Source organism: Paenibacillus antarcticus, assembly GCF_001637225.1.
In the GTDB taxonomy this organism is placed as follows: domain Bacteria; phylum Bacillota; class Bacilli; order Paenibacillales; family Paenibacillaceae; genus Paenibacillus_AQ; species Paenibacillus_AQ antarcticus.
Window position 1 is genome coordinate 188849 of sequence record NZ_LVJI01000014.1, and the last position, 17542, is coordinate 206390.

A 17542-nucleotide genomic window follows, 5' to 3' on the forward strand; every position below is an offset into this window, starting at 1 on the left:
CCAATTTCCGATGAGATCTGTACGTTGTTTATGTACGACAAGATACATGATAAATTGAAATATGTATCATGTATCTTGTCTTCACCACCTTAGATGACTCTTTAACTATTCAAGTATTTTTTGAGCAATGAGTGCTAGATCGTTGATATCAATCTTGCCATCGCCGTTCACGTCTGAGCGCTTCACTTGATTCCAATCCGAATCAGTATTTGTTTTACCATAGTTTGCTGCTACAACTGCCAAATCGCCAATGCTCACCTTGCCATCTCCGTTAATATCTGGGGACAATTCTACAGGTACACTCTCGAATGCAATCTCAACAGAAGAAGTAGCTGCATCTGTTTCAACCCCGTTTCCATCACCAATGGAGGCCTTAACAACCGTAATTGCACCGCTAGTCGGTTGATCTCCTTGCTTCGCCTTAAAGGTAAGTGATGCAACTTCAGCATCACCGGAAATTCCGTGTAATTCACCTTGGCTAGCCAAGATCAACCGAAGTGATCCTGGACTATTCTTTGTCTCCATAATTGCTACACCATTAACCAACGAATCCGCTGAGACAAATTCCATAAGGTTTGCATTATATTGGATCGTAATGTCCTGTGCATACACAGTCTCCGCTACATTTTCAAAGCCAAATTTTACGGTAAACTCTTCCCCATACTTAACCGTACTTGGAGCAGTTAATGTTGTTGATAAAACTTCTGAAGTCGGAGCAACAACCGTAACCATACTAACCGCTGTAAAACTTCCCACTTCAGTAGTAACCGTAATATTTGCGCTACCTGCAGCAATAGCCGTTACGTTAGCTTTACCATTTACTATTTCAACCGTAGCCACTGATGTATCGCTACTCACCCATGTCACTTTTTTATTCGTCGCATTTGCTGGCAACACCGTCCCTACTAACTCTGTCGATTCTCCTATTGCCAAACTTATAGACTCCTTATCCAACGTAACACCGCTTACACTTACTTCTGAAACATTATTGGCATAGTTAATATCATCGAAAGCCGCAATCGAGGTTCCGAATACTCTTGCTCCCATTTTCCCTGCCCCAGTAGGCAAATTAGCTAACGTACCTTCAAAATAAGAAGTACCATTTACATAGAGTGTAATTTTGCTACCTTCATACTTGACTTTAACGGTCGAGGTTACATCTTTCTGTAAAGCCGCTCCCACATTTTTCGTGACCTCTCCCCATTGGTCTTGTGCATTTACCCAATACCAACCACTACCATCGAAGCCCATGGAAGCCCATGATGTTGCACTAGCGTATCGAAAAATAATACCTTCCCGGATAACCGTGCTTTTCGGCGTTATCTTAAATTCGATTTCACCATCTTTAATACTTGGAGAATTCTGATCTATGAATACGTTGTTAGTACTATTCGCTGTTAATTGCAATGCATGCTCGGTTGCATTGGCTGGTGCATTTACGATTGCCATACTTCCAGTTCCAGTGGTATGTTCCCATCCCCCAAGCGAATTATCCTCAAAGTTCTGCGAATATCTTATTGGAAGATCGACATCAGCCGCCTGTGCTGAGTTAGATTCAAGTAAACCGATCGAACCGATCATTAGCGTAAAAGCTAGCGTAAAACTTGCAATAAGTTTATTAGTTCTCAATATAATCCCTCCAAATTTGCTTTGTATTGAATGACAAGATACATAATGAATTATCATGTATCTTGTCTTTTCAGCCTTTTACAACAGATTAACTACTCCAGTATTTTTTGAGCAATGATTGCAAGATCCGTTATATCAATCTTGCCATCGCCGTTCACATCTGCCCGCTTCGCTTGATTCCAATCCGAATCGGCAGAAGTTTTGCCGTAATTCGCAGCTACAATTGCAAGATCGCCAACACTCACCTTGCCATCGCCGTTAATATCTGGTGACATTTCCACAGGTTCAGATTCGAACATAATTTGAACGGAGGAAGTAGCCGCCTCTGTTTCAACCCCGTCCCCGTCACCGATAGTGGCCTTTACAACCGTAATTACACCAATAGTCGGTTGATCTCCTTGTTTCGCCTTAAAGGTTAGCGCCGCGATTACGGCCTGATCTGTAATCCCGTACTCTCCGCCTTGACTAGCAAGGATCAAACGTAAGGAACCCGGACTTTCCTTTGTTTCGATAATACCAATACCAGCAACCAACGAGTCTGCTGATACGTACTCCATAAGGGTTGCATTATATTGAATTGTAATGTCCTGTGCATACACAGAGCCGACTACACTCCGAAGACCGTAGTTAACAGTAAAGTCCTCCCCATAGCTAACTGCACTTGGTGCAGTTAAAGTTGTGGATACCGATTTCGCTGTCGCTGGAACAACCGTTATTTTACTGACTGCTGTGAAACCTCCAACTTGGGTAGTAACCGTAATGTCGGCATTTCCTTCTTTAATAGCCGTAACAACTGCCTTACCCTTCACTAACTCAATCTTAGCCACCGATTCATCGCTGCTTGCCCATGATACTCCTTTATTCGTTGCAGCTCCTGGTACTACGGTTGCAACCAACTCCATCGTTTCTCCTTCTTGCAAACTGACGGTGCCCTTATCTAACTTAACGCCTGTTACTTGGATTTCATCCACATTATTGGCGTACAGGATATCATCAAAGATCGCCACTGACGTACCAAATACTCTAGCTCCCATTTTGCCCGCTTCAGTAGGTAAATTGGGTAAAGCACCATCATAATAAGTCGTTCCATTTACAATGAGCGTAATTTTGCTGCCTTCAAACACGACTTTAACCGTCGAAGTTACATCTTTGCGCAGCGCAGCCGCAGCGTTATTCGTCAGCAAACCGTAGCTATCTTGTGCATTCACCCAATACCACGAACCATTATCGAAGCCAATTGAGGCCCATGAATTCTTATCCGCATATCGGAAAATAATACCTTCACGTATGGCCGTGCTTTGCGGTGTGACTTTAAATTCAATTGCACCATCTTTAATACTCGGGGAATTTAGATCTGCAAATACGTTGCTAACGCCATTCGCAGTCAGTTGCATCGCATGCTGGCTTGTATTCCCCGGCCCATCCACAATGGACATACTTCCAATATTTCCGCCTGTAATTTGTTCCCATCCGCTCAGTGAGTTATCTTCGAAGTTTCGTGAATATCTTACGGGAGGCTCAACAGGGGTTACATCATTCGGGTTAGCTGGATAAACCTCGAATTCATACAAGGAATACCCGTAAGTTCCATTGCGTTTGATCCCCAACATTCGCACGTATTGTGCATTTTCAACAGCCTTGAAGCTTATGACCTCTACACCCCCAACGCCCGAGTTCGTCGAGTACACATCACGCCAAGTTTGCGCATCGTCCGAGACTTGAATCTTATAACCCGTTGCATAGGATGCTTCCCACTTCAGAATGACTTTTTTGATGTCATAACTTTTTCCCAGATCAACATAGATCCACTCGTTGTCCGTAGTTCCTGAGGACCAACGAGATGTTTTAGATTCATCCTCATCAAAAGCTAAGTTAGCTGAGAATTGACTTACTTCAAGAGAGGAAGCTGTTGCAGCTTTATGAGCCGCAATATTGACCGTCCAAGTCGGAGAACCTGCTGCTATAGCAATCTCCTTGCCTGTCAATATGCGATCGTATATCTTGAATTCATCCAACATCCCTATGAAGGATTTCGTCTCACTTCCGATCATTGCGGAAGGAAGCAACGTCGTTTCGGTTAACTTACTTTTTAGTTCCCCATCTACATATAAGGAGGTACCTGTTAGATCCCCTTGGAACGCAACATGTACCCAGCGTCCTGTCGGAATAGCCGCACTGAAATTGAAATCAAAGCCTTCCCGTGAAAACCCTGCGTTGTTGCTACCCTTTTGCTTCAGCTTAAGCGCACCATACTGTGATTCCATAAGTACAGCTTCTTCTGAATTCGAGCCTTCATCTAACTTCACCCAAGCAGCGGCTGTCCATGGGAAGCCCTTCGTCGTTAAACCTGTCGTAATATGGTCTGCGCGTCCGTCGAACACGACCGCTTTACCAGCTACTCCTGCTTCAGTCCATGACACACCATTCAAGGTACCATCATAGGCATTTCCAGATCGATCTGCTGTCGTATTAGCTGCACCTTCTTCAAAAGGATAATCAGCTACTACCTCTCCTACTGACTCGACCTCATGGAAAAGATTGACGCCAGGCCCTACACCAAGCAGACTGCTAAGTTTATCGAATTCAGCAAATGTAGAGTCACTTGATTGTCCTCTCCACATTTTTTCTGCTAGAACAGGCATCGCCTCCTTCACTCGATCATGGATATCAGCAGCGCTTACTTTCTTGCCAAGTTTATCGTTCCATACTGCAAACATTCCGCCTAGTAAGTTCGGTTCCCCTTCCTGCAAATTATTGTTTCCACCGAAATAAGTAGGTGTCCAGTTCTCATACAGAAATTTCTTATTCAAATAATCGTAGTAATAGCCTGCTTTTGGCACGATGTAGAGGTAGCCATCCACCGTATTAATAATTTTATATCCTTGTGCGACTGCATCCTTTGGATTTTGCCATCCATTATTCCAAGCATTGATGACAATATCCGTATCAACTGCCGTCGGCCCAGGGAAATTCGTTAAGCTACCCCACATTTGAGCCTTTTTACCTTTACTCTTAATAAACGCATTCATTTGATTCAGATATTGTCTGTATACATCAAAGTTCGTTCTGTCATTGCGATCAAATTCATCTGCACCGAAATGAATTGTCTCTGAATCGAACCAATTACCATCCAAATATTCGCTCCATACATCCTTCACAAAGTCGATCGTTTCTTGGCGTGTAATGTCGAGGTGATCTACAGGTAAATTATCCTTTACCAGATCCGGTCTCACTTTCGTAAAAGGTAATGCATGTGCAGGCGATTCGAATTCTGGCGTTATATTTAACCCTCGAACTGCTGCAAGATCTTGAAGCTCACGAAACTCTTGTTTCGTATAATGTCCATCCTTGGCGGTCAATTCTGGATATTTTGTGCTTTCCAGACGAAATGCAGCGTATTTACTCCAATTCTCTCTGCTATTGTCCGAGAAAATTTCATTATCGGACAGATGTATTTGGAAATCGTTCATTTTATAGTAAGACATAAATTTCACGTATTCCTTGAGATCACTCATGGGAATAAACTTGCGTGCTACATCCAGCATAAATCCGCGCTCTTGATATTTAGGAAAGTCCTTTGCGACCCCTTTAACGATGTTCGACTTTAAAGGGTCCTGCTCTAAAATTTGTAAGGCAGTCCTTGTGCCATAGAACACGCCGGTAGTCGTATTCGCGCGAATCTTCACGTAATCCCCTACTTCGAAGAAGTAGCCTTCATCACCAATCGTACCCTCAGCTGTCGGATTCTTTGTAAGTAGGAAATCACCCTTTACCGCAGAATTTCCTTTTATGATCGGAATATGTCTTCCTGTCATTTCTTTCAGATCGGCTTGAAATACCGATGCAGTCGAAGCCAGCATATTATCCATGTCTAGCACAATCCGAGAACTAGATGTCAAAGTGAATGATCCGGTTTCCCCTGTCCACTCTTGCAGACTCGGAATAACCTTTGGCTTGGCATTAACAGTTACTTCCGCAGCTTCTACGGAGTTCATTGGAATCGTAGATAGTGTCAAGAAGAAAATACAGATGAGACTAATTAATTTCCTCAATATTTAATCACCTCGAATTTTAATAAGTTACGATTAAATGAGAAAGACTAGACCCTCATGTGATGGAACAAAGTGACATGATGGGCCTAGTCTGGTTAGCATTACTTATTCAACTATTTTCTTAGCTACAATAACCAGATCCTTCAGACCAATCTCGCCATCGCCATCCACATCCGCTTTCTTCACTTGCTGCCAATCCGGACTGGATGCTGTCTTACCATAATTCGCTGCGATGATTGCAAGATCACCGATACTTACTTTACCATCGTTATTAATATCGCCTGAGATAATCGGTGTCGTAGCGATCTCAATCTCAATGTTGGAAACAGCCGCTATCGATTCTTCCCCTTGACCATTAGCTATGTCCGCTTTAGTTACCGAAATCGTACCAATTACTGATCCCGTTACTTTCTTCGCTTTGAAAGTCAGAGCAAGAACATCCGCATTACCTGTTACCGCGTTCGCTTCACCTTCACTAACGATAAGGAAACGAAGTTTACCTGCTGGACTGTTCACTGTCTCTACGATTTTCACTCCTGGAATCAAAGAGTTAGCACCTATGAACTCCATAACATCCGAATTGTAATCGAGCTCAATATCTTGCGCGTAGATGTTCTGCGTAATATTCTGTAACCCTAACTTAACTTCGAATTCCGCTTCACTAACTACACTACTAGGAGCTGATAAATTCGTAGTCGGATACAACTCACTATCTGCCTTTTCAACAGTAATCCGGCTAGTTGCAACGAATCCTCCATCAACTGTCGTTACGGTTACATCTGCTGTACCAACAGTCAATCCCATTACGATAACACGACCATCCTCCTTGACTACCGAAGCAATTGCTTCGTTGCTGCTGGCCCATGTTACATCTTTGTTCGTCGCATATACAGGCAGAATTGATGCAGTGAGCTCCGTCGTTTCACCTTCCTTAAGCGTAACTGTCGCTTTATCTAGCGCAACACCTGTCACAGCCGTTGTTTCTGCATCACCTAACTCTTCGTACACATTAATCTCTGCTGCAGATGCAAAATTACCTACACCTGCCGTTGCTTCCAATCTGATATACGATGCTGTTGTTACTCCAAATCGAGTCGTTTTGACCTTATCATCTTGAGCCCATGAGCCGCTCGTTACCAATGTGTAATTTACGCCATCTGTGCTTGCGTACAAGTTGTATTTAGTAATTGTGCCATTCGAAGCGCCTACTCTTGGCTTATAATCCAATTGATTTACCGAATAATTGCCTCCAAGATTCAGTGTAATGGATTCAGGTAAATGAGCAGGACTCCATTTCGTATGCCATATCGTCGCTGGATCACCATCAATCGCATTTGAAGGTTCATCACCAGGCTGATAGGTCGATGCTGTAACGGTCATTTGGGATTGTGGAATGAGTGTATTCTGTCCATGAACATTTATCGTAGCGGAAGCACTTAATTGACTTCCATCTTTCGTAGTAGCCGTAACGATAGCTGAACCCGTCTTGTGCGCAGTTACTTTTCCCGTTTGATCCACAGATACGATCTCAGGATGGTCAGAACGCCATTCTAAGGAACGATTAAATGCATTTGCTGGTCCAACAAGAGCCTTGATCTCCGCGGATTGACCTTTATTCAAATCTAGTGATTGTGGTGTGAATGTCACACTCTTTACGAGAACTCCTTCGGTAGGAACGATCGGACCTTCATCATCCACACGAATGTCATCGATGACGAGCGTACCTGTTAATTCTTTCGCATTATTTAATGAATTTTTGATAATCGCTAGATAAGCATCCTCTGCACCTTCCGTTGAGAATGATAGATCTAGGGTATTTACCCCATTGTTTAGTTTCTGCGAAGCCAAGTCACGTACGACACCATTCTCTTTAACACGAATAGCCGCCGTATACATATCTTGTTCGTCAGAGTTGTATTTCATGGTCAAATGATAAAGGTTATCCTCTTTCATCCGAAGAGTCTGTGGCAATGTTCTTAACCATTCGCCTGTTCCCTCCTCATTCGTTTTGAGGGACCATTTACCATCTAGTACATAGGTTTGAATCTGATTTCCGCCTTTTTCAACCAAATGAGTTCTTACTGGACCTGTTTTCGAATAGACAAATGGTCCCCATCCCTCATCAACATTCTCAAAGTCTTCATACAATACAGAATCTCCAGCGTCTGTCTTCGTTGGATTCTCCCAGACGCGTACATCGTCTAACAATACTGTCGAAGTACCTTGCGCTACTTTCAAATACAAGGTCGCCGTGCTGCTTACAGCATCAAAGGAAACATTAATACGTTGGTAACTCGTGTTGAAATATTTGTGTTGTTGGGAAAGATAAGGATGCTTTGTATCTTCCAAATAGTTATTGACGTCAGTATCACCTTGCTTCACACCGATCTCAACTTTACGTTCTCCGTCCACGTTCACCCATACGGAAGCGGAATACGTTTTGCCAGGCTCAAGCCCTGTAATAACCTGTTGAATCGTTGCATCACTCGGACCTTTCACCTGAAGTAAATCGTCCGCGTTGTTATTTTTAACAAATTGAACATGATCGGTAGAATTAGCTGTCGATGATTTCTTCCAAACATCGAAGCTTTGGCTATCAAAGCCGTTATCTTTAACTGAGCTACCCTCGCCCCATTCCATCGCATCTGCATCTGGCGCTGTCGTTTTGTAAAGTGCGTAACCCATGCCTTTTTCCGCTGTAATCGTTACTTGCCCGTTAGATACTGGAACACTTCCTACATGCTCGCGACCGAGATCCGTTAACTTATACAGCTGTGCCGTTGTAACACTGCTCCATGAATTCGGAAGTGACCAAGTCGTTGAACCGCCCGCAGGATTCCAATGATAGATTTTCTCTTCATCTTCAGGACTCCATGGAATAAAGACTGTACTATTGCTGATTTCACTGCTGTCTGTCATAATCGCGATATCTTTGCTATCTTTGCTTAGATGAATTTTTCCGTCTTGACCGCGTTGTACGACTACGTTGTTCTCGAAATCAACGCGATTATTGGTCATTTTTATAATAGGGAAATGCTGCATATATTTCGTTGGCAAGTTCTGATTAAAGAATGCCGCTGTTGTTTCTTTATAACTTGAGAAAAGTGAACTACTTTGCCAATAACCAACTCCGACCTGCTTATTTCCTTTCAACAAGGGAGTACTTAGGAATCCGTCAACCACATCGTTACGAAGGAATCGGATGATTTGGCTGCTGTTTCCTTGGTTTGGATACCCAGGATCCGTTCCCCAATGTACCCAAGCTGCTTGCTCATGTAATGGACCTGCAAATTCCGTACCTAACATCCACCCATTTCCATTAATATAATCTGAAAGTTTCTTCGCATTGTAGTCAGCACCACTGTAGACATCTACGTATACAAAAGATAAATTGTCTCCCGTATCAGCCTTCAGCATATCAAGACGACGTTTAAGCTCTCCTGATTCTACATCTTTAGTCTGATTTACATAGAAGGCTTGATCGAGCCATCCCCATCCTTTGGACAAAGGTTGATTCATGTTTTCCATTTTTGTTTCATAAGCGTCAAGCATATATTCCGTCGCGTTAATATGAACGCCTCCACGGATGTTATACTTTTTACCTTCACTTAGAACATAGTTGAAATCTTCAATTCCACCCTGCCGAATACCGATATGACCACCGAAATCCGGATGAGAATCATCATGGCCTTCGGCTTGATACCCTTTGTACAATACAATCTGTCCGAAACCATCGGTTAGATTCGAAATTTTCTTCGCATTATCAAAAGCACGAAGGAAAGGCGATGATGTTGTTGATCCAATATTCATACTAATATACGATATATTGTCGCGAATCATTTCGCTTCCATAAGGTGCCTCAGCGTTCTGGCGATACATGATTGCACCATCTTGCCAATCCACGACGCTATCATTGTTAGCATCTGGTGTTATAATAACTTCTGCCGACGGCAATGGTTCAGGATCTAGCACCGTGCTGCCACGATACGTCCAACTACCGCCTGAGAGCGTAGCCTTCTTCGTACTAATTGTCGTATCCGTTGATACTTTCACACGTACTTTATCACTGGCATTCACAACGTTCGTGACCATAGTTGCTGCTAATTTATCATTATTAAGAAATGCATACGTTCTACCGCCACTAAGATCTGCTGTTGCAGCTGCTTTGATATCGGTATATTCCTCGCTAATGGTGTTCCAAGCACCCGTTGCCAAAGCGGCCGTCTCTTGAGCTTTTGGCTCATTGGCAAGAACCGATACTAGGTCATGATTCGGGAATTCAATCGTTTTCACTTTCTCTGTTCCATTTTCTTGAATACTTACGATGTTGAAATGAAGGATGTTTGCCTTTAATTGCAACTCTACACCTAAATTTACATTAATCTCTGGAAGCTGCAGTGTATAAGCCGCAGTTTCTCCTTTAGATGCGGTTGCTGCGGTTTTCACAAAAGTAGTTGCAGATGGGTAATATGATTTTCCATTGATTTTCAATTCATTAATACCGTTTAGCTGACCGTTTATTTCTGCACCCGTGCTTTTCCAGCTATATTTCTTCACGCGTGGAAATTCTTTGTCAATTTCAACGGTCAATTGATCCGAGGCCAGTGTATCCGTGATTGTAATTGGCTTAGGCGTAACTGTACTCGTTATTACTTCCTTCACTTTAAGATCATCGATCGTGAAATTTTTATTAGCGAACCAACTGCGAAGTCCTATCTTACCAGCATTAGTTGGCACGCTTGGTAAGCTTGCTGTAAGGATACTGTTACCGTCAATCGACAGCTGTACGGTATCTTTCTCATAATGAAGCTTGAAAGTGTACTGTTGACCCGCTACAAATGTTGGACTGCCTGTAGAAACAAGGTTACCGTATGTCTCAGTCCCATTCTTCACTGCGTCCCAGCCCCAGCTGTTCGTGTCGTATTGGATAACATTATAGTTATTGCTGTCAACATATCGATATACGAGTCCAAATCGTGATGGTGCTTCATTATTAAACTTCAACTTCACTTCATAGTCACCATTCGCAAATTGTGGAGATTCTTGATCGAATAGAATAACAGCACCTGTAGTAACTGCCTTGACGGCGCCGTTATCCGCAGTGAATGTAGCTGCTGTTCCCTTGCCTGTAGCCCATCCGCTAATGATGCCATCATTGTAATCCTTAAAGTAAGCCCCATCTTGTTCAGCAGCGAATATTTCTGCCGGAGGTATACATAATTGCAATCCTAGTATCATCGTTAATAGAATACTAAGTGATTTAAAGCTTTTCTTCATTTTTATACCCCACCTTTTTTTGATGTAAATACTACTTCATCTCAACCTAAACACACTAAACACAGTGTTATAATCAGATAAAAGTGTACTTGAAGAGGTGCATTGGACTTTGTAATGTTAGGTAGACGTCATGTAATCACCTTCAATTTGATGACGATTACGCTCCTACCCATACATCACTTCCAATGCAATAATTAATTTCCCTCTACAATTATCGTTACACTAGGACCCTGCTAGTAATCTCTTAATTACAACAGCAGCCTCTGCTCTAGTTGCATGTTCCTTAGGAGCGAACAAACTTCCTGATCTACCCTCCATTAAACCCGAAGAGATGGCGAAGCCTACAGAGCCTTTTGCCCATTCGCTAATCTTGCCTTCGTCATTAAATTTCTTTAACGAAAAGTTTGGAAGCGCTTCCACTTTTGTTCCCGTGGTATATGATTTCGCTCGCATCAGCATTGTTGTCATTTCCTCACGTGTAATACTCTTGTTCGGAGCGAATACGTTACTGGAAATCCCAGTAATGATACCTGCATCATAGGCACTCTTTAGGGTGTCGTAATACCAAGCACCAGCCTTAACATCGCCAAACGGTTGTTTAGTACCTTCCTTAAGTTTTAATGCTCGAGATATCAAAGCAGCAAACTCTGCCCGTGTTACATTTTTATTTGGAGCAAAGTGATCGTTATCTACTCCTGTTACGACACCTTTAGTCACCATCTCCATAATATTCGCTTTCGCCCAATGACCTGCAATATCACTGAATATTCTTGTGAATGTCGCAGATTTATCCAGTGTAAAGCTCTGATCTTTCAAATTGTGATCCAATATTCTGAACGATGTCCATTTCACTGCAGAGGACCCCGCTTTTTTCGCTTTAAAAGTAATCTTTGTAATATCCATGTTTCCTTTTTGTCCATCCACATTTCCTATCTTGGTGTGTGCAATGGTAACCACGTTACCCTTGATTACTGGAGATACAGAAAAACCTTTGATTGTTGTTTCTGCTTTAACTACCTCCATCAAGTTGGGGTCAAAGTTAAATTTAGCTTCATATGCGTATAAATCCTTAATATTTTTCCCATTCAATGTAATCGTAAATTGCCCATTCACTGATTCTATATCAGACGTATTCATAGAAAAATCCGATACTGCTTCCGCATTGATTGTTGTGATCCATACCATCGTACAAAGCATACAAATCAATGTGCTCATCATCATTTTACGTTTCATTTACTAACCTTCCCTTCTAATTTTACACCTGAGATTGGCATGAAAGACTTAGTTAAAATTAAAGACCCACCCATATCCTAACCTCCCCCTGGTGACTTATTCTTTTATGATACAAACAATCGAAGAGGATACACATGATTTATTTTGAAGTAACAATGATCATTTTTGATTTGAATTTTAAATACTTTAGGCGTTACGCGCATTTATCTTTCAAACGCTTTACGATAGGCTAACGGACTAAGTCCCGTCACTTTTTTGAATATCCGGCTGAAATGTTCCGTGTTGACGTACCCTACTTTCTCGGCCACGTCATAAATTTTCAACCCGTTCTCCAGTCCTTCTTTTGCCTTTTTAATCCTTAAGTTTGTCAAAAATGGAATGAAGTTAATACCGATTTCTTTAGCGAATTGCTTACTGAGATAACTTTCACTAACACCAACAATCTCGCTTATATTCGATAACAGAATCTCTTCATAATAACTTTCTTCCAGTATTGCTTTTGCTTTAGCAACAACAGGGCTTAGCATGGCAACAGAGTTCTCGCGTTTGGGATGTAGTTCTTCATAAAGAGTATTTAAATATTTCTCTACCCATTGAACTGTCTCTTCCAACGTCTCCAGTTGGCGAACTTGTTCAAACGGAAAAGGAAATCTTTCGTTGAGCTTTTCCGAAAACATACCTTTCTGATAAATTAATGATCCTGCCTTCCAGATTAGGTCGCTCAAAGCGGATTTGATCTGATCAGGCGATGAGGGAAAACTCTCGGCGAGCCGCTGGAAACCATGCTGCATCTGTTGTTTCCAAAGCGTATTGTTATCTTCCTTTAACGCTTGCAGTAGTTCCGACTTGAAGAGAGACCACTCTTCCTTCCAATCTTCTGTTTGCATATTTATTGGTCGTTCTGCTTCAGGATAAAATAAAAAGTCGTACCCATTATAGTAGCTGAGGGCAGAGAGCCTTTCAGCTTGTTGGAACAGACGATTCCACTGCGTGAAGCCATTTGCGATATCACTAATACCGATAGATAGATTCAAATTCAGGAACTGACGAAGCCTAATGTTCACATCCGTCAAAATTGAATGGGTTAGGCTACGCATTGCCATCATACTTCGTTGCTCTGGAAACGAGAAAAACAAAATGTAATGCCGGTCATCATGTCGACAAACAAAGCAGTTCCTCACATGTTTGTCCTTATTCAAAACGGTCAGAATAGTCTGTGAAATGTTTCTGTGGATATGCTCGAATTGTATAGTCTTAGATAGTCTAATGAGGGCTACTCCTTGATTTTTCTCCCCCATATGTTTCCTCACGAAATTCAATCCCTGTTTCAAATCTTCATTTTTTTCATAATCTCTGAAATCAGTGCTATCTGACACTGCAAGCCGGTGCAACATAGAACAGACAGCTTCATCTTCATTCAGTGAAGGTACAGATACAGAGGCTCTTTGTCGCCTCTTCAATTCCTCTACTGTCTTTTGCAGCACTGGCGTAATATAAGCCTCGTCTAATTTTGCTTTCAGCATATAATCGAATGCACCAAGAACAAATGAGTCTCTCACGTAAGCGTAATCATTATATGCGCTAAGCATAATGATCAATGGCTCTCGAGAATATGATAATTTACGAATGGCTGTGAGAAGTTCCACCCCATTCATCCGCGGCATTTGAATATCGGCTAGTATAATATCAATTTCCTGATGTTCCTGAAGAAAGGTTAATGCTTCTTCCCCATTACACGCCTCTCCCACAACTTCAATGTCAGTTGAAGTTAATAGAATATACTCCCGAAGTGCTAATCTTGCCAAAGGTTCATCATCAACGATAATAGTTTGAAATTTCGTAATTACCCCCCCCTTTAATATCAGCTAATAATATTTATTTATGATATTTGGTAACAGATTTGATACGAATTCTATCACACCTATTTTTCTTTAACAATACGTCTTCACGCCTTTAAATTAGCGGGATTTCGGGGTTTTCAAGGTGCGACAAATAGACGTATTTTTCGAGTACTTTAGCAGTATCCATGCCCCCTTCAACTTGTTCAAATGCCTACAACTTACGACATATTATTAGCCATATCGAATGATCATATCGTCCATTTAAGAGGCTGTTAGCCGGACGAAAATAAATGAAAGAAGCCCATCGGTCAAAGCCTCAGACGAAATCGTTAGAGGTTTTGACCAATGGGCTTCTTATAATCAAGGGGAACTGTAGCATTCAGTCTTAATGATATTATTTGTCAAACAATGTTGGAATGTGAATATCTATGGATTGTAGTGCCTTACTCCAATTTTCATTCATTCTTTTTTGAATATCCTCTACCGATGCACCAGCAAAAATTTCTTGTGCCATTTTCTTCTCATCGTAATGAGCTGCTTTCTTAATGATCGCAAATTTCTGAGATATGCCATCATACATAAAAGGTTCGAAAGGATGTTTATTGTTAACTTTATTAAAGAATGCGGGACTAGAGGATACATCCGTTAGGGTTGACGAGTTCTGTGAATTGAGAATATACGACTGATAAACAGTGGGACTAAACACCCATTCTAGGAAAGCTGTCGCTTCTTCGGTGTTCTGGGAGTTTTTATTAATGGCCATATACTGATCGGGTATTGTAACAGCTTGTAATCGTTCTTCTCGCGAGGCTCTCCAAGGTAAGGCGAATGCATCTAAATCCTTATCAGTGCCTACTTTAGAGATATGATCAGAATAATACCATTGCCCTATTGCAATCATTGCCGCTTGATTATATTGGAACAATTGCGTAGCCTGATCAAAACCGATTCCAAGCGCATCAGATCCGGCAAGTTGATTGTCTCCGATCTTTTTGAGTATATTCGCAGCCTCTTCAAATGCTGATCCCTCCCCGAAGGGCTCTTTCATATTTGAGATGTTTGATAAATAATTCTCATCTCCCTTTAACATTGGGGGACCAAATTCCATAAAAGGATAAAAGGTCCAGTCATCTTTACCACCTATCGCGATGGGTATATATTTCCCATGCGATTTAATTTTCTCAAGCACACTCATAAACTCGGAAAGTGTTTGAGGTACCTCAACGCCTACCTCCTGAAAAATACTCGGATGATAATAGACGTATTCAGTGAAAGAAACAAGCGGTAAACCAAGTATTTCACCATCCAACTCTGCGGGGTATCTATTTCTGCTAGTCGCATTCAATTTATCTAATGGCTGAAGAGAGCTTTGATACGTCGGTAGATGCGTAGCCTTCAAGTAGAATACATCTGGCAAATCACTTACAGCCAAACGCACCTTCAGATATTGTCCGCTATTATCTGGAATCATTTCTACTTGAACCGTTACATTCGGTTTAATATCGGAATATTCTCTTACTTTTTTCGTCCAAAACTCGATATCTGTCTTCGTTTCCCAGATTCCAAATTTAATTTTCACTGGTTGATTAAGATTAGATACTTGTTTGGATTGCAGCATTTGAACGCTATTTATCATTTCGAATCGCTTATATCCGATGTATACTGCAAGAAAACCTATAACAATAAGGATAACAATTAAGGCGGAACCTGTCCCTACTCTCATTTTCATCAGGATATCTCCCTCGTATTATTGGCCAGTTCTTCATCATCCGGTACAATAATCAAAGGCAATCGAATCCTCACCTTTGTTCCCTGAGGATAATTAGGCTCATATTGCAATCCGTAACGTTCGCCATAGTGCAATTGAATCCGTCTATGCACGTTCCTATTTCCCATACCACTAAATTTATAAATAGGTGTGCTATCATCAGACTCAGTCATCGCATCTTCTGGCATACCTGCTCCATTATCTGAAATAGTAATGATCAAATCTTCTTCTTCCGTTTTAATGATAATATCTATTCTTCCTGGATAATTCACTTCTTTCAAACCATGAATAATACTATTTTCCAGAATCGGTTGTATCAATAGCTTCAACAAATAATGCTTAGAAAGTTCACTATCTATATCCCATTCCAACTGAATAGGTCTACCAAAACGTATCTCCATAATATAGAGGTAATGCTTTAAGTGTTCAACTTCTTCCGCTATTGTTGTGAGTAGTCCCCCCCTATTAAATGAGGAGGCCAATAAATTAGTTAGCGCATGTGTCATATTTCGAATGTTATCCGCTTTGCTGATTAGAGCCATGTATTTGATAGTATTTAAAGTATTGATCAGAAAATGGGGGTTAATTTGAGACTGAAGCGCGGCAAACTCTGCTTTTCGCTTCTCTACCTCTTGCCTCTTATGCTGATCAATTAACTCCTGAACCTGATCAGTCATCAGATTAAAGGATTGGCCTAAGCTTACCATTTCCAAGCTTCCTGAACCCGTATACCTGCTCTTTAAGTCTCCTTCGGTAACACGAACCAATTCACGGATTGGCTTGGTGACAATGGATACAAAATAAAAGGAAATGAGTACAAAAGACGAAATGATCAAAATCGCAAGAATCCATACAATTGAATTAACATTCCTGTAATTTCCCATCAAATCCGAATATGGAATAATTTGTACGATATACCAATTTGTATTTTTTACTTTAGCATAAGTCATCAATTCCTTGCTATTCTCTATATCACCAATGAAAGAGCCTTTAACATCTCGTCCAATTTCTGTACGCAATTTATACGGGATCAAATTTCCTCTAGTCGTAATTGTATTTGATGCGATAATTTCACCATTCTCATTTACAATATGTAGAACTGATTCCGAATTATCACGTGATTGCAGGATCGGATCGAATGTGCCACTTTCAAATGTAAACAGGATCATCTCCAGTTTATTCATTTGATTGGTATCACTGGGAGAGAAGGCAGTAGCCATCATATATGGACTATAATTACCGTAAATTGCATTGGGTAACATGCCCAGGAAATTCGCAATATCAGGTGTTCTTAGGGTTTCACTGTACCACGCTTGTTGACGAATCAAGGTCTGTTCATTCATTAAGTTTTTCAAATAGGAATATGTTACTCCATTATCAAAAAGAAAGTTGACCGAAAGAACACGGCCCGAAACGGATGCTGTATACTTTTCTATCACAACTTCCAACTTATTATTGGCTAATTGTTTCTCAAAACCACTCTTATTATGTACATCAGATATCGCTAATTTCACATCCTGATCCAAGCTGATCGAAGCGAACAAACCTTCCATCCGATTGATTTCCTGACTTACGGAATAAGCAACTGCTTGTGATGTCTGTAAGGATCGCCCCGTATTTTGCTGGAGAATATCTCTTTCATATATGTTTAATATGAACGTGCAGATCAAAATAACCGGTACGATAACAACTAAAATAATAAACGATCTTAATATCGTGGACATACGCAATTTTTTATGCAT

At 41.2% G+C, this 17542-nt stretch carries 7 protein-coding genes; all 7 read right to left on the reverse strand.

The window, feature by feature from the left end; all coding sequences use genetic code 11:
* Positions 1-105 precede the first annotated feature (105 nt).
* The 7 genes from PBAT_RS09330 to PBAT_RS09360 all read right to left on the reverse strand — a co-directional run bounded on the left by PBAT_RS09330 (position 106) and on the right by PBAT_RS09360 (position 17542).
* Entirely contained in the window at positions 106-1629 is a 1524-nt protein-coding gene (locus tag PBAT_RS09330) for a cohesin domain-containing protein (RefSeq protein ID WP_068648815.1), read from the reverse strand.
* A gap of 92 nt (positions 1630-1721) precedes the next feature.
* On the reverse strand, positions 1722-5681 hold the full coding sequence (locus PBAT_RS09335; protein ID WP_068648817.1) for a family 20 glycosylhydrolase: 3960 nt from the start codon (positions 5679-5681) through the stop codon (positions 1722-1724).
* Positions 5682-5786: 105 nt separating this feature from the next.
* Complete coding sequence (locus PBAT_RS09340; protein WP_068648819.1) at positions 5787-10958, reverse strand: endo-alpha-N-acetylgalactosaminidase family protein; 5172 nt, start codon at positions 10956-10958, stop codon at positions 5787-5789.
* A gap of 222 nt (positions 10959-11180) precedes the next feature.
* Positions 11181-12191, reverse strand: a complete 1011-nt coding sequence (locus PBAT_RS09345; RefSeq protein WP_068648821.1) for an S-layer homology domain-containing protein — start codon at positions 12189-12191, stop codon at positions 11181-11183.
* A gap of 203 nt (positions 12192-12394) precedes the next feature.
* A complete protein-coding gene (locus PBAT_RS09350; RefSeq protein ID WP_338045676.1) occupies positions 12395-14056 on the reverse strand; it encodes a response regulator transcription factor in 1662 nt (553 codons plus the stop codon).
* A 370-nt stretch (positions 14057-14426) separates the two neighbouring features.
* A complete protein-coding gene (locus tag PBAT_RS09355; protein WP_068648825.1) occupies positions 14427-15761 on the reverse strand; it encodes an ABC transporter substrate-binding protein in 1335 nt (444 codons plus the stop codon).
* Positions 15761-17542 (reverse strand): sensor histidine kinase, encoded by a 1782-nt coding sequence (locus tag PBAT_RS09360; protein WP_068648827.1) that lies wholly within the window; start codon positions 17540-17542, stop codon positions 15761-15763. Before PBAT_RS09360 ends, PBAT_RS09355 begins: the two co-directional genes overlap by 1 nt.